The organism is Sphingobacterium yanglingense, assembly GCF_004363245.1.
Lineage (GTDB): Bacteria > Bacteroidota > Bacteroidia > Sphingobacteriales > Sphingobacteriaceae > Sphingobacterium > Sphingobacterium yanglingense.
The window spans coordinates 1,361,458-1,379,698 of sequence record NZ_SNYV01000011.1 but is presented as its reverse complement, the minus strand read 5'-3'; the positions used below and the strand labels follow the sequence as shown (position 1 = coordinate 1,379,698).

The window sequence follows — 18,241 nt, the reverse complement described above, 5'->3', positions numbered from 1 at the left end:
ATATCACTAGCGACTAAAAGTCAAATTTAAGTCCTGCTGTAAACGCTTTTGCATCTGGGTAAGAGTCTGGGTTTACTTCTGGACTGTATGATTTATAGTCTGTTATTGTGAATAGGTTATTTGCCATTACGTAAAATCTCAGGTTGTTTACTTTTAGTTTTGAGCTCCACATATTGGGTAGAGTGTAACCTAGTGTCACTGTACGTAGCCTGATATAGGAGGCATCCTGTACAGCCAACGAATAGAGGTGACTTTGGGTATCACGGTATGGGCGAGGATATTCCGACGATGGATTTTCGGGAGTCCAATATGGAATTTTTATTCCATTGAGAATACCTTGTAACGATCCTCCTGTTTCATATTGAGCGAGGTAAGGATTTAGTTTTGTCGCTCCATGGACAACATATAGATCGGCATAGAGATCAAAGCTTTTGTATTGTAGAGTTGTTGAAAATGAACCGATCCATTTGGGATCTTGAGCAAATACGAAGTTATCTTGATCGTCAATCTTGCCATCTCCATTTTTGTCGATTACGCGGATAGATCCAGGCATAATTACATTTTGGGTGGCCTGTGCTGACGCTTTGATTTCCTCTTCTGATTGGAAGATACCATCAAATTTCTTTTCATAGATAACATTGATAGGTTGTCCTACAAATCGATAGCGGGCAATATCATCCTTTGCTTCTCCATTGATATCATATATTCCTGTTTCGAGTATTTTGTTTCTATTGCGAGAAAACATCGTGGTGATAGACCAATTTAAGCCTTCTTTACGGATGAGGTGACCTGTCAAAGCCAATTCAATACCCTTGTTTTCGCTTTTTCCTCCATTTGTAATTGTAGAAGAGAATCCTGTTCCTCCAGCCAAGGAAATGTCAACGAGCAAGTCTTTGGTTTGGGTGTTGTAGTATTCAAAGGTTCCGGTTATTCTATTGTTCAATAGTGCAAAATCAATACCCGCATTGAATGTCGTAGAGGTTTCCCAGGTGAGAAATGGATTTGGAAGATTTGAGCCTGTTATATTACCCCCTACAATTTCGTTACCGAATATATAGGGGTTTGACCCTACAGTCCCTAACGTTTGATAAGGTGCTATAGCCTGATTACCTACCGATCCGTAGCTGACTCTGGCTTTTAACTCATTGATTGCTGAAATATTCTGAATGAAGGGTTCGTTGTGTGCTTTCCAGGCAAAAGAAGCCGCAGGAAAGATGCCCCATTTTTCATTTTCTGCAAATACAGACGAACCATCATATCGTGCTGTAGCGCTGAATAGGTATTTGTCCAAGAGACCATAACGTACGCGTCCCATAAAAGAGGCTATGTTTCGTTTTGTCTCTGTACGAATGGTGTTTTTATTGAGTGCATCCGAAATACCATGATAACCTAAAATATCATTCGGAAAATTGGTGCCAGTCATATTGGTCGTGGTATAGTTGATTTCATTCACACTTTGTACCGCCGTTAGGTCCAATTGATGGATGTCATTGAAAGTTTTTTCATAGGTCAGAATATTCTCAATCAGATATTCCCGACGTTTGTTGTCCACGATTGAGGCTGAGCCATTGGTATTGGATCCTGCCGAATGCAGTCTCGTGAGGTAAGTTCCTTTTTCTCCGGCATCTCTAGCCAATAACGTATTTAATCTATATTTTAATCCTGGCGCAATTTGGTAATTAAGCGCTAGGTTGAGATTGAGAAGGTTGGTCTTCCTTTCATTAGTAGACTCCCTTAGGTTCCATAATGGGTTTATGGTTAGACTATTGGGTCCTAATGGGTATTTTACCAATTCGCCGTTCTCATCAAACGGTTTTGCTAGAGGAGAAAGACTGATGACGTTTAGCCCGCTAGACTCAATGTCTTGTTTGTCGATATTGAAAGTGATATTTGATTCAAATGTCAACTTATCATTCAAAGAATGGCTAAGGTTATTACGTAGGGATAGCCGTTCATAATCCGAACCGATGATTAATCCTCTATTTTTGAAGTAGGTAGCATTGGTGTACACCTTAGTTTTGTCTGTTCCTCCAGAAAATCCAATGGAATGATTCTGGATCAGTGCATTGCGTAATACAAGTTTTTCCCAATCGGCGTAAGTGTTGTTTTTGAGTGCCTCTAGTTCAAAATCGTCAAACATTTCGCGGTCTTCAGGATAATCGAAGGTGGGCGCATTTTTTGCTCTCCAAGCCTCTCTCCGTAGCTGTGCAAACTCCTGAGGAGAATACAGATCAAAGTTTTTAGAGAGCTTCTGTGTGGTTAAATAACCACTATAACTGATGCGACTTTGACCAGCTGTTCCTTTTTTTGTGGTGATCAAGATCACTCCATTTGAGGCTCTCGCTCCATAGATGGCTTGCGAAGAGGCATCCTTTAGTACTTCTAGAGATGCGATGTCTTCCGGGTTTACTTGATTGATATCATCGATGGGATAGCCATCCAATACATATAGTGGCGAATTGCCACCTTGGATAGATTTTGTGCCACGTATGAGGACACTACTATTGCCTCCAGGTCTCGGACTTTGTAGGGTGACCTGAACACCTGGGGCCTGCCCCCTCAGCATTTCATTGACATTGGTTGTAGCCATTGCGGTTGCTTTGTCGACTTGTATCGTAGATACCGATCCAGTGACATCAGACTTTCGTTGGGTACCATAGCCGACGACCACAATTTCTCCAAGAGAGGTCTCATCGGGTTCCAATTGAAAAAGCAGAGTCTGTTGATTGCCTAGTGTCTCGGTCACTGTTTTCCATCCGACTGATGTGAGCCGTAGAATATCAGTAGAATTAGCTTCGATGCTAAATTGACCATTTCGATCAGAGGAAGTACTTTGACGCTTGCCCACAATCTGAACCGTTGCACCTGCAATAGGGCTACCGGTAGAAGCTTCCTTGACAGTGCCTTGGTAAGTGCGCTGCTGAGCCCATGAATTAAGGCTAACGCAGAGGAAGAGCACTAATAAAGATAGGTGATGTGACCTCATAGATTTGTAATTTGATTTAATGACATAATTTTTTGTGTAATCTGTTTTGCAGGTTACGGCGCACGATCAGGTCAAATAAGACACAGGATCATATGCTGCATACGTCAACATCTGCAAAGATGTATTACCTTGGTTATATTCTACAATTTTATAAGTATTTTATTAAATTTGAATCACTACAAAAGCACTACAGTTTTGTGTAAAGTGTTGATTATCAATTGTTGTTTCTGAATGATGTTTTTTAGGGTGATTATATCTAGCGTTGCGGCACTGTTCTTTATGATCAGCACTATTGCCATGGCTCAGATATTGACGCCCAAAGTTAAGGCCTTTATGAGTTACGATTACCATGCTGGATTACAGAATTGGGAAGTCGAATTGGATGCTTATGGACGAGTTTATGTTGCGAACAACGAAGGACTACTGGTGTATGATGGTGCCGTTTGGAAACTATTTCAGACACCTAATAAAACGATTGTTAGAAGTATACATATTGATTCGAATTTGAATCGAATTTATGTTGGAGCTCAAGATGAAATAGGCTATTTTGAAATTGGTCCAGACGGCAACTTGTGTTATGTGTCCCTGCTGAATTCTCTTCCTGAAGAGGATCGTTATTTTGAAGATGTATGGTCGATCCATAGTTTCCAAGGGAAGTTATTTTTTCAGACCAATAAAAAGGTGCTTATCTATAGTGAGGAGGGGTTTGAAAGCTATGATCCTGAGAATAAGGTCGATTTTTTAAGTCATGAAAATGGTGAACTACTCCTACATGATATATCCAAGGGATTGTTACGGTACTCAGAGCGAGGCTGGACAGTTTTTGGTACACATCCCGATTGGAAAACGAAGGGAATCCGTGGTGTGATTCGACAGGAAAATGAGGAGTACCTGATACTGACCCATAACGGAGATTGTTATCGATTACTGAAAAATGGAAAAGTTATTTCGGGGGTAACGTTGGCATCCGGTGCGTTGCGAGGACTTAAGGTCAATATGGTGGGGAGCCTTAGAAAGGGCGTTTGGGCAGTAGGCACAATGGATGGACAGATTATTCTTATTGATGATCATGGGATCCTCTTAAAGAAACTAAACAAGGACAATGGTTTGAAAATGGGGGCTATTCGGAGTGTAACTGCCGATGTAATGAATAATATTTGGATTGGTACGGACGTCGGTGTAGCCTATATTGGTGTTGATGATCCATTACAGATGATTGTGCCCAATACTCAACAACCCACGAAAATATATGATGCATCCTATTACGGAGGTACTCTTTATTTGGCGACAGCACATGGTCTATTGAGGCTGAACGAAGATCAGCAGTATGTAAAACTGGATGATAGGATAGGCGAGGTATGGAATCTTCAACAGATTGGTTCTAAGCTTTTTGTTTTTTATGAAAATGGATTGGCTGAAGTTGAGGGGCGTCAATTACGTCAAATTGTTCAAGGTAAGGGCACCTGGATGTTATCTTCCGAAGAAGTGAAGCAAAAAGTAGGTTTCCATTTGCTTGGAACTTATCAGGGCCTTAGTTGGCTTGGACTCCATAGTGTAGCATCTTCTGTAGAATATCCGGTAACCGATCAGGTACAGATGTCTACTCGCTTTTTGTGGTATGATGCATCCCATAATATGGTATGGTTGTCCCACCCTTATCGTGGAGTCACTAAAATTAATTTCGATTCAGGAGGTAACTTTCGATCCGCTAAGACTTACCACACCGCTGATGGTCTACCTTCCGATATGAACAATTATGTGTTTCATATTCAGGGACAGCTGGTGGTATCAACAGGAGATGGACTTTATACCTATAGCGCAGACAGAGATAGATTTGTTAAGTCTGATTTCTATCATAGTATCTTTGGTAACAAGCTAGTTCAGTATATTGAAGAAGATTCTGATGGAAATATTTGGTTTGTTAATGAAAAGAAAGTTGGTGTTGTATATTTCGATGGAAATAGGAGTTTGGAAAATGTAAAGGTTTACTATTTTCCTGAGCTTACTGGCCGTCTGATTGCCGGCTTTGAGAAAATCAATCCTGTTTCCAGTAATAAGGTGTTATTTGGAGGTTATGAGGGGCTATTTCAGCTTGATTTTGATCAATTTAGAAAACGGAATGGTTTGTTTGGAGTATCGGTGTCGTCTGTAAAATCAGTCGGTGCCGTTGAAAAAGTGTTGTACGGTGGATTTATTCAAGCTAACTTGCAGCAAGACCATTTAACCATTTCGCACCCTATAGATTACGCTGACAATGCCATCGAAATTGTATATGCAGTACCCGGGCTGCAGGAGTATCATGTGACGTATAGCTCATTGTTGGTAGGAGTGGACAAGGACTGGTCTTTTTGGAGTACGGAGCAAAAAAGAAGTTATTTTAATCTTCCTCCGGGTAAATACGAATTTCAGGTGCGCGCCAAAAATAATGTCGATCAGCTGTCGCCTATACAGACTATTAGTTTCGAAATTCTCCCTCCTTGGTATCTGACCATACTTGCTAAAGCATTGTATGTTATTTTGACAATGGGGGCGCTCTATTATCTTGTTCGATTTTTAAATAAAAGACATGAGCGGATCTTAAAAAATCAACAGTATCTGCATGATCTAGAACTTAAAGCGAATCAACAACTTATTGGAGAACTTGAAAAAGAAAAGCTTGTCAACGAAATACAGTATAAAAACAAAGAGCTTTCACTCAATACTATGCATCTTCTGCAACGTGGTAAACTTTTGTCTACGTTGAATGAAGAGTTACGGCCGGCCTTAAAAAACAGAGATGAGGATCCTTACTTGGTGATGGAACGTATGTCCAAATTTATTAAAAATGCAGAACGGTCAGACCAGGATTGGGAGCAGTTTGTCTCGCATTTTGATAAGGTCAATAATAATTATTTGTCCAGGTTAAAAAAGGAGCACCCCAGTCTTACTGCAAATGATTTGCGACTATGTGCTTATCTGATCCTCAACTTTAACAACAAGGAAATTTCGCAGCTGTTGAATGTCACAGGAAAAGCTATCGAGGTAAGTCGTTATCGCCTCCGTAAGAAGCTAATGCTAGATACAGAAGAGGGACTTTTCGATTATCTGAGCCGCTTCAATAATCAATAAATGGAATCAGATACACGACTGTAAAAAGTGTTTTTAATTACTCTCTTGATAAGGAATGGGAGTTGACATCTGCTGAAATAGTTTTAAATAAAAAAGCTATTTTAGCAGATAATATGATTACCAAGCGTACAAATACATTGAGTCCAACCTATTTCGCATTCTTTTGTGCTCGATTTGGGCCGATAGCGCTATTGGTATTTGTACCCGTTTTACTTATACATATCCTTTCCGAAGATAAAGACCTCGTGTTATTACTTTGCATTGTTTTTACCTGTGTTATTTCAATCTCTTTTCTTTGGATATCAGAGTACTTACGTCTCCAGAAAAATATCTGTTTATCGAAAGTAATATTGGAAGGAAATATGCTAAGGATTGATGATATCACTTATCAGGCAGAGCAGATCGATTTGGTGTCAAGCATCGGACTTCGCAATGGATTAGATAAATACTATCTATACCTTGTTGAAATCAAAACGACTGATGGTAAGAAGTTTTATTTTCTAGACAAACCAATGAATTGGAAATTTGAATCCCCTACGATACGTTTGTTGAAGGGACATCCATTGTTTTCTTCAAAAGCAAGCAATACACAAATAGAAAAGGACGGCTTCGCAAGCTTATTTCAGTAACACCTACTTTTTTTGAAGGGAAAGGTACTCGTTTACAATAGGGATATCTGCATCCGCCCAGTCGTAGTCCGATAGTTCACTAGCAGAGACCCAAATTGCCTGAACATGCTCTGTAGGCTGTAATAAAGTAGAAGTTACTGTACAGATAAAAGGATAGAGATGGAGTGTAAAAGTAGGATATTGATGCTCCACAGGAGTTAAAGCACTACCAATATACACCTCTATACCAAGTTCTTCGCGCATTTCTCTCCGTAGGCAATCTTCCTTAGATTCACCTGTTTCTATCTTTCCTCCTGGAAACTCCCATTTCAGCGGTAACTTCATGGTTTCTGAACGTTGACAGATTAAAACTTTATTACGATGGACTATAATAGCACAGGTGACTTGGAGCATACTGGTTTAAGTTTTTATTAATCATGCAAAGATAGTTTTTTCATTTATTAATTATATCCTATAGAGCAACAGGCCCATATCGGGAGGTATATTCTCATGTAGGTTTCTTTTTTTTTGTTTAAAATAATGTACATTCGCTTACGGTAAATAGACCGCCAAATTCTACTAGATATCGTGGGGTAATGAACAAAGAGCTAGAATACATCAAAAGACTTTCCGAAGGTGATAGACAAGCGTTCGATGCCCTTTTCTTGTTATATTATCCCCGCATCAAGGTATTCATATTTGGCTTTGTAAAAAACGAAGATGATGCTTTGGATCTCGCTCAGGATGCATTTGTTAGAGTCTGGAACAACCGCGCAAACTTGATACATGTTGCTTCTTTTGGTGGCTATTTGTTTAAGATATCAAAAAACATAATTTTTGATTTTTTTAGACGAAAATCCCTTTATGAAAAATACGCGCAGGAAGAGATGCAGATGAAAGTGGATGAGATCTCTTGGCAGTTAAATGATGTGTTGGATGCTAGAGAACTGGAGATTTTGATTCATGGTCTTGTCGACAAAATGCCCGAAAAGCGGCAGGTTATATTTAAAATGAGCCGAAACCAACGGCTCAGCAATGAAGAAATTTCTAAAGAATTAGGATTAAGTAAACGAACTGTGGAAACGCACATTTCCAACGCATTAAAAGAACTTCGCGAGTTCATTTCTTCTATTCAAGCACTTATTTTATAAAAAATATTTTTTTTGCTTACGTGTGTGGTTGACATTGTACGTCTATTGTATTAGATAACCAAGAATATGCGTAAGTTTTATAAGTTAACGAGCTTTTATTTTAAAGATAAGCACTCGGAGAAGGTAAATACCTTGTTCAGACAATGGCTTGTTGATGATTCGGATAGCGAACAAAAAGCTCAAGCGATGGAGCTATTGTGGAACGAAGTGGATGCACAAGTAGATGATAGTACACTTCATGATCTGGAGAAACTACATGCTAGGCTGAACCTATCCGAATCAAATACAAAAAGGCGTCCACTTGTTTATCGTTTGGGTAGGGTTGCTGCCAGCATCGCCCTTCCATTACTACTTTCCTTAGCCACCTATCATTACACCAAAGAGTATTATATTTTCAATTCTACAATAATCGAATGTACTACTGCCTTCGGCGAGACAAAAGAGGTTACTTTGTCCGATGGAACTTTGGTGTGGCTCAGCCCAGGTTCGATCCTGACGTACCCTAGACAATTTCTAGGAGATGAACGCAATATTTCGTTGAATGGAGAGGCTAGTTTCAAAGTAGCTAAGGATCCGAATAAACGTCTGGTTGTGAAAGCAAATAATATAGAAGTAGAGGCTATTGGGACCATATTTAGTGTGGTAGGCTATCGGGATCTATCCAAAACGACAGTTACGCTCGAAGAAGGGAAAGTACGGGTTGGTATTTTGGACGACAAATCTAGCTCCGTATTTCTTACCCCCAATGAACAAATTATATATGATGCTAAGGGAGGACATATTACACGACGAAAAGTTAATGTCGAGCGTATAGCTTTACGTAAGGATCAATATCTGGTTTTTCAGGAAGCTTCGTTTGTCGAAATATTGCATGCCATTGAAAAGAAACATGGAGTTGTATTTAACTACGATTCCTCCAAATATGAAAATCGATTTTTTACTTTAAAATTCACGCCTGATGAAAGTTTAGAAAGCATGTTGGATGTCTTGAAAGAAGTGAACAAGGACTTCCGTTTTAAAATAAAGGACAAAACAATTTTTGTTTTTTAGTTCATAAAGTATAAACCTACTATGCGTTTGCTGTCATAAAGAGATACCTTTTAGCAGTGAGATCGCAACCAATTATTTTAAATTATAAACCGCAGCTAATGTTATGAAAAAACATCTATTAGTATGTTGTATGTTCTTTTTGATCCTAATGGGACATGCACTGGCACAATCAGGTATTAGTATTTCCAAAAAGAATATTAGCATCCGAGACGCACTCTATGAAATTGAAAGACAGAGTCAGCACGCTGTCGCTTTCGACGAAGGAACTCTCAATGTAGATCAAAAAATCAATCTATCGGTCAAAAACAAGCCATTGGCTGAAGTCCTGAATATCATACTTCAGCAGACTGATTGTACATTTACAATTAAGAATAAGCATATCATTATCACTCCTAAAGAGATCAAAGGCGATGTGCAAAAAAGAACAGTTACCGGAAGCGTCTCAGATTCCACGGGGCGTCCTATTATAGGAGCTATTTTGACGGTATTGGGGCAAGATATCACTACTGTTACCAATACTGAAGGTAATTTCAAAATAGCTAATGTCCCCGCTAATGCTACGGTCCGGGTTACTTATGTTGGATTTATCAGTCGCAATGTGCGAATAGGGAGTAATGAAAAACTAACAATTACCTTACAACAAGAGGCCAAGGAACTCGAAGAAATTGTTGTCGTAGGTTATGCTACTGTGCGGAAGAAGGACTTGACTACAGCTGTAGCTGTAGTTTCTACGGAAGATATCAATGAGCGTCCCATAACGCAAGCCGCTCAGGCTCTACAGGGTAAGGCTGCTGGGGTGCAGGTCGTACAGCCTTCTGGCGAACCTGGCGGAGGACTTATGGTACGCGTAAGGGGTACATCATCGTTTCAGGCTGGAAATGAACCGTTATATGTTGTAGATGGATTACCGATGAATAATATCGCTAATCTGAGTCCTAACGATATCGAGTCCATGCAGGTATTAAAAGACGCCTCCTCTGCAGCGATCTATGGCGCACGTGCAGCTAATGGGGTTGTGGTAATCACTACAAAGCGTGGAAAAGGTGGTATTCGCTCTTTGAGCCTTAGTAGCTATGCTGGTATTTCTAGAATAGGTAATACCATTGATGCCTTGAATACTGAGCAGTATAAAGAGTATTTGAGAGACCTGAAGAAACAGGTGCCAACAACGACCCTAATACCCGATGACGAAAATCGGTATACCAATTGGAATGATGAATATTTTGGTACGGGTATCAACCAAAGCCATCAGTTGGCATTGACAGATGGTACTGAAAAGCTACAATACTATATTTCAGGAGGCTATATGGAGGATAAAGGGATCATTGAAAAAGCTAACTTTAAACGCTATAATTTCCGGGCTAATGTGAATAACAAGCAGACTGATTGGTTAAGTTTGGGCTTTAGTATTGGTTATACACGTACTAATGGGCGCACGATCCCTCACAATAAGACCGCTATGCGTGGTGGATCTATTCTTTCCGTGATCAATACACCTCCCTACATGCAAAAATGGGATCCGTTTAACCCCGGTGCTTACGATGAGTTTACGTATGGATCACAGTTTTTTTCACCCTTTCTGGCCTCAGCTTCAGACGATACCTACAAAACGTCACGCATTGTAGGGTTAACCAATCTGGATTTTACGATAAGAAAAGGTCTGCATTACAAAATCAACTTTGGTATTGATGAGGACAGTTCTACAGGTGAGAATTATTTGGCACCTGGTGCAAATGGTGAAAGTCGTTCTTATAATGGTATGTATTCTGTTTCCGCTTCTAAGAACTTTGAGTGGCTTTTAGAAAACTTAGTTACTTATGATACCAAATTCAATAAAAATAGTTTATCCATCCTTGGAGGGGCGACCATGCAAAAGGCCTTTAATGAGGGTAATGGTGGTGGTGGATACGACGTGTTAGGTCCTTCTTTAGGCCTTGTGAATATCATTAATCCTGACCAGTCATGGAGTAATAAGGCGTCTTGGTCGTTACTTTCTTATCTCGCACGTGTGTCGTATGATTATGATGGTAAATACCTATTGAGTGCGAATATGCGTACCGATGGTTCTTCCAAATTTGCCCCTGGGCATAAATGGGGGGTATTTCCTTCTGCATCTGCGGCATGGAGGATTTCTGCAGAACCATTTATGAAATCCACAGTAGACTATCTAGATGATTTGAAACTTCGTGTAGGTTGGGGCAAGACTGGTAATCAAGGGGGAATTGGTAATTATGATTGGATGGCAACTTATTGGGCGAGTCGCAACATACCTAAACCCGAAGATCAAAATCAAACGCCAGGTATGAACACGGGACTTTCCTCAAAGGGATATAGAGGATTGACATGGGAAAAAACGACCCAGTATAATGTTGGGCTAGACGCTAGTTTCTTCAATTCCCGACTCAATTTTATAGTTGATGTCTATTACAAATACACCAATGATCTGTTAAAAACTTTCTATCCCCCAGGGACAGCTGGAAGCACCTACAATATATTGACCAATATGGGCGAAATGAGCAATAAGGGTTTGGAGATTGCTATAAATTCCAAGAACGTCGTTAAGCCTAAATTTAAATGGAATTCGGAATTCAATATCTCGTTCAATAAAAATAGAGCAGAAAATATAGGTATCACCCCTGTGGAGTATTATGCTACGATGTATTCAAATAATCAACCTGCTATTATTTTGAAGAATAAAAGTCGTTTAGGAACCTTTTTTGGCTACCGTACACAAGGGATTGATCCTGAAACCGGTGATGTGATTTATCAGGATCTCGATGGTAACGGCCGTATTACTCCTGAGGATCGAACGATACTTGGCGATGCACAGCCTTTATTTACCGGAGGTATCACCAATACTTTTACCTATTCCAATTTTAGCGTGTCTTTATTTTTTCAGGGATCCTATGGTAATCATATTTTCAACGCTTCAAAGATGGATATGACCGGCATGCAAGACTTTAGAAATCAGTCTTTGGAAGTTTTAGACCGATGGAAACGGCCAGGGATGGTTACAGACGTTCCGAGACCCGGAAACAGAGAGAATATTTGGAACTCTGATCGGTATATTGAGGATGGTTCTTATCTGAGACTTAAAAGTTTGAGTTTCACCTATGATTTTGATACAAAAGGAAGATTGTCCAAGTTGGGTGTCCGAAAGCTACAACCGTACTTTACCGCCCAAAACCTATGGACCTGGACCAAATACTCTGGTTATGATCCCGAAGTAAACGCTTATGGTTCCAGTGCTTTAGAGTTAGGAATAGATTATGGGACTTATCCGCAGGCTAAAACCTTCGTGTTAGGTATAAATGTAGAATTTTAATCGCAGAGTCATGAAAAATAAAAAGTATATATTATTCATTCTAGGAATCAGTTTGTTTAGTTCCTGTAGTTTTCTTGATACCGAAAGTTTTGCAGCTTTGGTCGGAGAGCCACAGGACAAAGTCGAACAGGCATCAGCGTACAAGACAGCCGCAGACGCCCAGCGTGAAGCAGCCGGGTTATACGAAAATTTCAGAAATAATACCTTCCAGTTTGATTTGTTCGGATATAATGATATCCAATCTGATAACTGTTATCATGGTGGAGATGGTGTTCCTGGTGAAGAAATGGATGCTGTTAAGCTCAATCCGGACAATGATAAGGTGAAAATATTATGGAATGAGTACTTTAAGATGGTTGGTGATGCCAATATCGTGATCGATAATACTGAGTTGATGGATGCCAAGTCAATCGATCCTCAGACACGGAATAAAATTGTTGCCGAGGGAAAGTTTATTCGTGCCTATGCCTATTTGGATCTGGTCCGTATATATGGTGATGTTCCTCTATTGCTCAAGATGATACCAGCTATGTCGTCTGAAAACCTAGAACAGATACGTCCTTTACTTTATCCTGTACGTGCGCCCAAAGAGGAAGTGTATGATCAGATTGTCAAAGACCTGAATGAAGCTATTCCCCACTTGGCCAGTACCTCCAAAGGAAGCAGTAGTGCGACCAAAGGTGCAGCTTACCTATTATTGGCCAAGGCTTACGCCAGTCGGGGCACAAAGAGCAACCGAGATTATAATCAAGTCGTTGCTTATTGTAATAAAGTGATTAGCGAAGGCTATCAGTTGGTCAATGAATTTGACGATTTATGGAAGCCTGAGATTAAATTTACCAGCGAAAGTATTTTTGAAGTCAACTACGAGAATGAAAGGCCAAACTGGGCATACTGGGTGTTATTCAGTGAAGCCGATGGACAAATTACCTGGAGAAGATATTGTACACCGACACATGAACTGATAGCCAAATATACAGCCAATGATAAGCGTTTTGAGTCATCCATCGTTTACAAATCGGTAGATTATGATACACATTATCCGAAGGGAAAGTATCCGATTTCAAATAAAATTAGAAATAAAGTCTCTAATATAAAGTTGTTACGGCTAGCCGATGTTCTACTACTGAAAGCTGAAGCTTTAGTCGAGCTTAATAACATAAGTGAAGCGATGAGCATTGTCAATGTAATAAGAAAGAGGGCAGGATTATTAGATATTACCGGGCTGCCCGCGCAAGGGACGGCCAGGGAGATCGTAGAGCTAGAGCGTCAGCTTGAACTGTATATGGAAGGGCATCGTTGGTTTGATCTCTTGCGTAATGAACGTGTGATACCAGTGATGACCAATCATAAGTACAAGGATGGCAAGCTGCTTGTTCCTGTGTTAGAAGAATTCAGGTTGGTGTGGCCTGTCCCACAAAATGAGAAAGATTCCAATCCGAATCTAGTTCAGAACACAGGATATTAATAATTTTCATAAACGTCTAAAATTATTTAAGAATGAAAAGGATTTTATATATGCCCTTGATACTTTTGTTGGCAATCTTTTTTTCCTGTAGTAAAGAGCTACATATAGAAAAGTCAGTTCCTACCATCAGTCGTATCGAGACGGTTGGCGCTGTTACAGCAGTAACTGTGCCTAGTACTGTGGGTTTCAATGTTTCTGTAGAGGATGCAGTGAGGCCATTGTCTACATTAGAGATCGAAGTTCTGATCAATGATCTTGTGGTTGAGTCAAAATCCATCCGTACGAAGGGAAATAGTGCCAAGGTCGAAAATGAAACCATTGCTATTCCATTTGTAAAAGATATGGATCCAGTCGAAGATGTTGTGGTACGATTTAACAGTATCAATATCGATGGAGATCATGCTACAAAAGATATTATTATTAAAGCTTCGCGGCCAGTACTACCCTCGACCCTTTATTATCTTGTTGAAGGAGGTTCCTCTATTCCCTTGAGTAACTCGACTGAGGATCCTTTTGTTTATAAGTCTACCGAAGGCATATTTGAGAGCAAGATATCAGGCAAGATCGCCACAGAGAGCCCTCTTGCCGATGCGGATTTTATCTGGGGAAAAGGACGTTATGAGAGTGAGTCTGCTATAGTAAGTAGTACAGGGGATGACATCGAGTTCGATTATACGGGGATGATCGTAAAGCAGATTATTTTTGATGCACAGACATTTTTGATTGATGTAAAGGGGGATGTCGCGACCAAGATTACCCTCAATCCTAGAGTCGATGCAGCAGATAGTGAAATGAAATCTGCTGTCGTAAGTCTCAAAAAAGGACAGTTTCTCGAGATTATAGGGGTCAATATGGAAAGTAATTTTAATCCAGACTTTTTCAATCACAGTGCTTCCAGCAAGATTTATGAGTTCCTCGGTGAAGATGGTGATTGGGAGATAATATACTCGCCGAGATATAAAGGACTTTGGGTTACCAGACTACAGGACGAGGCCCCGACAAACTACTGGGTTGTAGGGCATGGATTTACCACCGCTACTATCTGGCATGCCGATTACAAGGGGATAGGATGGGATCTAGATGATTTCAAGCAGGTAGCCTATGCACGGAAAATTGAAGACAAAGTCTATCAGGCTACTGTCTTCATATCCAATGAACACGACTGGGAAAGTTTTGAGTTCCAGTTCTATAGTAATAGAACCTGGGATGCTGTGCCAGCCGAGTTTTCAGCAGCTTCAATACAGGGTGATAAACAAGGATTTTCTATCGGAGCACCTATCGCAGGTAAACCAGGGAAATCCATCAGTATTACCAATGCTCCCGGTTTTGTTCCTGGCTATTATAAACTTGTTCTCGACCTAGGACAAGGGGTAGAGAAGGCAACCGTACATATTACCAAGATTGATTAAGAAATAAGTATACACATATGAAATATCAATGTAGCAGAGCTGCACAAACACTGACGAAAATACTTTGGATATTCCATATGACCTTTGAAAATCAAATTATATACATATGAAAAATAAACTAATCATTACATTAAGTTTGGGATTGCTCCCTTTTTTAGGGTGCAGCGATAACAATGTGGTAGAAATAGAGAAAGCGGAGTTGCCTACTCATTTTAAAGGAAAGCTTCTGTACCACACATATACCAATTATGGCGCCAATGACTCAGAGATATTTCTGTATGACTTTAGCAGTAACAAGATTCAGAGTTTGAGTTCCAGTTGGACAATTAAGAATCCTATGAATGCCCATATTTCACCGGACGGATCCCATATTGTATTCATGGGAATCAGTGAAGATACCGATAGTTGGGATATCTTTATGTACGAGTTGAACTCGAGCGAACAGCCTGAAAACTTGACTCGGATTGGACAGACCAGAGACGAAGATCCTAAGTTCTCTCCCGATGGGAATCGTATTGTATTCAAGCAAGATTCCCGTATTGTTGAGATGGATCTTGGTACTCGTAAGGTGACTCGTTTGTCTCCCAAAGGGTACGGCATCCCTTATTATAATTATGATGGTACCAAGGTTGTTTGCACACAGGGCGATGCTGCGACCTCTTCGATTGCTATCATTGATGTCAAGACTAAAGAAATCCGGGAGACGGTGTACGACGCCGAAGGAGTACAAGATTATTATCCAATCAATGCCGATCATAATTCCTTTTATTATTCTGTCGGGCTATCAAAAACAAATACAGTGGATCAGGTATACCGCGGTTATTGGAGTGGTTTGCGTAGTTATAAGCTGCCTTTCAATGCGAATGATGGAAATTATTCAGATGCTTATCCAATCGATGCAGATTGGGTTGTACTGTGCAGTACCCGTCCAGATACAAAAGGAGGATATGACCTCTACGTTGCTAATGTTAATACTGGAGATATCTATTCCATGGATCAGTATAACCCCGGTATAAACTCTTCGAGGCAGCAACTGGGACCCTGTTATTTTGAAAAGAAATAATCAACTCAAAAAAATACCTGAAGCGGGGAGCTTCAGGTATTTTTAACTAACCAATTATTAACCTAAATATGAATACTTATAGCTTTACAAAAGCTATGCCTGTTTTTTAAAATCTCTATCATTTTAGCGTAAATGTTGCATTTTGTGTGTTTTATGAAGCTTAATCATAGGGGGAATTGAATTTTTGGATAGGATTTTACTTGTGTTACTACCTACACAACGTAATTAGAGATTGTTTTTCTTGATTTTTATTCAATACTTTTATGGCAATAAATTTAAAGTATTGATAACTTAACCTAGATATAACATCAGCTTTATATCAGGTCATCTAAATTTGCCAATGTGAATCCAAATCAATTGAATAGCTCTGACGAAGCAGAACAGTATCTGCTTGATCAACTCGTTTTGGGTAGTCATGATGCTTTCGAGAAATTATACCGTTTGCATTGGGTATTTGTTTATAATCAGGCTTACAAGAGACTCCGTGATCAAGATGACGCCGAAAACATCACACAGGATATCTTTACGACCGTATGGGAAAATCGGACTAAAGCGCCCATCCAAAATTTTAGAGCTTACCTATTTGTCCTTACCAAAAACAAAACACTTAATTTTATCGTTAAGAATAAGCCGACGTTAATCACGGATTATGAGGAGAGTATTTCCAACGATTCATCACCTCTAAAAGAATTACTAACCAAAGAAGCCTATCATAACCTCAATGAGAAAATTCTTTCTCTACCTCCACAGCAGCGGACGGCCTTTGCCATGCGTTACGAAGAGAATAGATCCACGGATGAGATTGCTACAATAATGGGGCTCTCCGTAAAAACTGTACGCAATCACCTGGGAAAGGCTATTTCTACGATTCGAAGCATTCTTAAGTTTCTTATTCTTCTTTTCTTTTAATTTTTTTTGTAGCCACTGGGCTTTCGTGTCTTTCATCGGTCATTAGAGTAAGAGCGAAAGATGAAAAAGAAAAAAAATCTCAAAACCGTTGTACAGAAATATCTTTTGGGTAGTGCAGATCAAGAAGAAAAAGATCGTGTAGACCATTACTATGAAGATTTACAATCTGATATAGATATTACTAACGAAAAGTCTGAAAAGCAGCTTCAAGAGCTTGAATCCCGTATGTGGACAAATATCCAACAGGATCACAAAATCAATACGTTGCGTCATTCTAGGCGAGTTTATCTACGTTGGGCCGCTGCAGTTGTCTTGCCTCTGTTGCTTGTAGGAGGGTACTACCTGAGTACACGTGATACTACCGAGATTAATCTAGCCGAAGTTGGACCAGGTAAGATTGGTGCCAATCTAATTACTGAGGGAGGACAAGTATACTCCCTTACGTCATTAGAAGATTTGGCTAAGCTCGAAGGTGAAGGTATTTATCGGGAAGAAAGCGGAGTTGAGACAGCGATGCATGAGATTGTGACCCCAAAAGGAGGTTATTATCAGTTGGTGCTACCCGACGGTACTTCGGTATGGCTTAATGCGGCTACTGTTATACGTTTTCCTACTCATTTCGCAAAAAATAAGCGGGAAGTGTTTTTGTCAGGAGAAGCTTATTTTGATGTTACGCATGATAAATCAGCTCCTTTTATTGTCCATACTGATCAACAGTCTACAAAAGTCTTGGGGACAAAATTCAACATCAGCTCATACAAAGGTCAACAGACCGATATTGTAACCCTAATAGAAGGTTCGGTAGAAGCTTCCTCACAGCATAATGAATCCATACGGATGACTCCCGGCCATCAGGCGCATATAGGTAAGTATATACGCTATATAGCAGTGGACAATGCGGAGGATGTGGCAGCATGGCGTAATGGGGAGTTCTTCTTTGATAATACGCCAATGGACGAAGTAATGAGCCGGATAGGCCGTTGGTACAACATCGAAGTGGACTTAGATAATCTTCCAAATAATAAATTGAACGGATTGGTAGATAGAAATGTGCCGTTAAATAAGCTGTTGGATCTGATTGAAACCACATCCAATATCAAGATCATTGTCAAAAACGGCCGACTCACAGTTGCGACAAATCAAGGAAAATAATATGCAAGTAAT

Annotated in this window: 12 protein-coding genes; 10 read left to right on the top strand and 2 right to left on the bottom strand. The window is 39.9% G+C overall.

Annotation, left to right across the window (positions count from 1 at the left end):
- Positions 1–13: 13 nt before the first annotated feature.
- Positions 14–2,986 (bottom strand): SusC/RagA family TonB-linked outer membrane protein, encoded by a 2,973-nt coding sequence (locus tag CLV99_RS08055; protein ID WP_133583962.1) that lies wholly within the window; start codon positions 2,984–2,986, stop codon positions 14–16.
- 231 nt (positions 2,987–3,217) lie between these two features.
- Here CLV99_RS08055 and CLV99_RS08050 point away from each other — a divergent pair, with 231 nt between their 5' ends.
- Both CLV99_RS08050 and CLV99_RS08045 read left to right on the top strand, forming a co-directional pair.
- A complete protein-coding gene (locus CLV99_RS08050; RefSeq protein ID WP_133583961.1) occupies positions 3,218–6,094 on the top strand; it encodes a triple tyrosine motif-containing protein in 2,877 nt (958 codons plus the stop codon).
- 113 nt (positions 6,095–6,207) lie between these two features.
- A complete protein-coding gene (locus CLV99_RS08045) occupies positions 6,208–6,723 on the top strand; it encodes a hypothetical protein (RefSeq protein WP_133583960.1) in 516 nt (171 codons plus the stop codon).
- 3 nt (positions 6,724–6,726) lie between these two features.
- On the opposite strand, the gene CLV99_RS08040 is transcribed toward CLV99_RS08045, so the two are convergent.
- Positions 6,727–7,116 (bottom strand): (deoxy)nucleoside triphosphate pyrophosphohydrolase, encoded by a 390-nt coding sequence (locus CLV99_RS08040; protein ID WP_133583959.1) that lies wholly within the window; start codon positions 7,114–7,116, stop codon positions 6,727–6,729.
- A 182-nt stretch (positions 7,117–7,298) separates the two neighbouring features.
- Between CLV99_RS08040 and CLV99_RS08035 the strand changes: the two genes are divergently transcribed.
- The 8 genes from CLV99_RS08035 (at position 7,299) to CLV99_RS08000 (ending at position 18,229) form a co-directional block, all read left to right on the top strand.
- Positions 7,299–7,853, top strand: coding sequence for an RNA polymerase sigma-70 factor (locus tag CLV99_RS08035; protein ID WP_133583958.1), 555 nt, complete (start codon positions 7,299–7,301; stop codon positions 7,851–7,853).
- A 66-nt stretch (positions 7,854–7,919) separates the two neighbouring features.
- Positions 7,920–8,903 carry a FecR family protein gene (locus CLV99_RS08030; protein WP_133583957.1) on the top strand — a complete coding sequence of 328 codons (984 nt, stop codon included), beginning with the start codon at positions 7,920–7,922 and terminating at the stop codon, positions 8,901–8,903.
- A gap of 103 nt (positions 8,904–9,006) precedes the next feature.
- The gene (locus tag CLV99_RS08025; RefSeq protein WP_133583956.1) at positions 9,007–12,228 is read left to right on the top strand and encodes a TonB-dependent receptor; all 3,222 of its coding nucleotides are present in this window, start codon (positions 9,007–9,009) and stop codon (positions 12,226–12,228) included.
- Between the two features lie 10 nt (positions 12,229–12,238).
- The gene (locus CLV99_RS08020; protein WP_133583955.1) at positions 12,239–13,696 is read left to right on the top strand and encodes a RagB/SusD family nutrient uptake outer membrane protein; all 1,458 of its coding nucleotides are present in this window, start codon (positions 12,239–12,241) and stop codon (positions 13,694–13,696) included.
- Positions 13,697–13,728: 32 nt separating this feature from the next.
- Positions 13,729–15,105, top strand: coding sequence for a DUF5016 domain-containing protein (locus CLV99_RS08015; protein WP_133583954.1), 1,377 nt, complete (start codon positions 13,729–13,731; stop codon positions 15,103–15,105).
- A 106-nt stretch (positions 15,106–15,211) separates the two neighbouring features.
- Positions 15,212–16,168 (top strand): TolB family protein, encoded by a 957-nt coding sequence (locus CLV99_RS08010; RefSeq protein ID WP_133583953.1) that lies wholly within the window; start codon positions 15,212–15,214, stop codon positions 16,166–16,168.
- Positions 16,169–16,510: 342 nt separating this feature from the next.
- Positions 16,511–17,077 carry an RNA polymerase sigma factor gene (locus tag CLV99_RS08005; protein WP_162850058.1) on the top strand — a complete coding sequence of 189 codons (567 nt, stop codon included), beginning with the start codon at positions 16,511–16,513 and terminating at the stop codon, positions 17,075–17,077.
- Positions 17,078–17,137: 60 nt separating this feature from the next.
- On the top strand, positions 17,138–18,229 hold the full coding sequence (locus CLV99_RS08000; protein WP_133583951.1) for a FecR family protein: 1,092 nt from the start codon (positions 17,138–17,140) through the stop codon (positions 18,227–18,229).
- Positions 18,230–18,241: the final 12 nt, after the last annotated feature.

Coding starts and splice junctions, on each gene's coding strand:
- CLV99_RS08055 (WP_133583962.1), bottom strand. CDS start 2,986: ATGAGGTCACATCACCTATCTTTATTAGTGCTCTTCCTCTGCGTTAGC.
- CLV99_RS08050 (WP_133583961.1), top strand. CDS start 3,218: ATGATGTTTTTTAGGGTGATTATATCTAGCGTTGCGGCACTGTTCTTT.
- CLV99_RS08045 (WP_133583960.1), top strand. CDS start 6,208: ATGATTACCAAGCGTACAAATACATTGAGTCCAACCTATTTCGCATTC.
- CLV99_RS08040 (WP_133583959.1), bottom strand. CDS start 7,116: ATGCTCCAAGTCACCTGTGCTATTATAGTCCATCGTAATAAAGTTTTA.
- CLV99_RS08035 (WP_133583958.1), top strand. CDS start 7,299: ATGAACAAAGAGCTAGAATACATCAAAAGACTTTCCGAAGGTGATAGA.
- CLV99_RS08030 (WP_133583957.1), top strand. CDS start 7,920: ATGCGTAAGTTTTATAAGTTAACGAGCTTTTATTTTAAAGATAAGCAC.
- CLV99_RS08025 (WP_133583956.1), top strand. CDS start 9,007: ATGAAAAAACATCTATTAGTATGTTGTATGTTCTTTTTGATCCTAATG.
- CLV99_RS08020 (WP_133583955.1), top strand. CDS start 12,239: ATGAAAAATAAAAAGTATATATTATTCATTCTAGGAATCAGTTTGTTT.
- CLV99_RS08015 (WP_133583954.1), top strand. CDS start 13,729: ATGAAAAGGATTTTATATATGCCCTTGATACTTTTGTTGGCAATCTTT.
- CLV99_RS08010 (WP_133583953.1), top strand. CDS start 15,212: ATGAAAAATAAACTAATCATTACATTAAGTTTGGGATTGCTCCCTTTT.
- CLV99_RS08000 (WP_133583951.1), top strand. CDS start 17,138: ATGAAAAAGAAAAAAAATCTCAAAACCGTTGTACAGAAATATCTTTTG.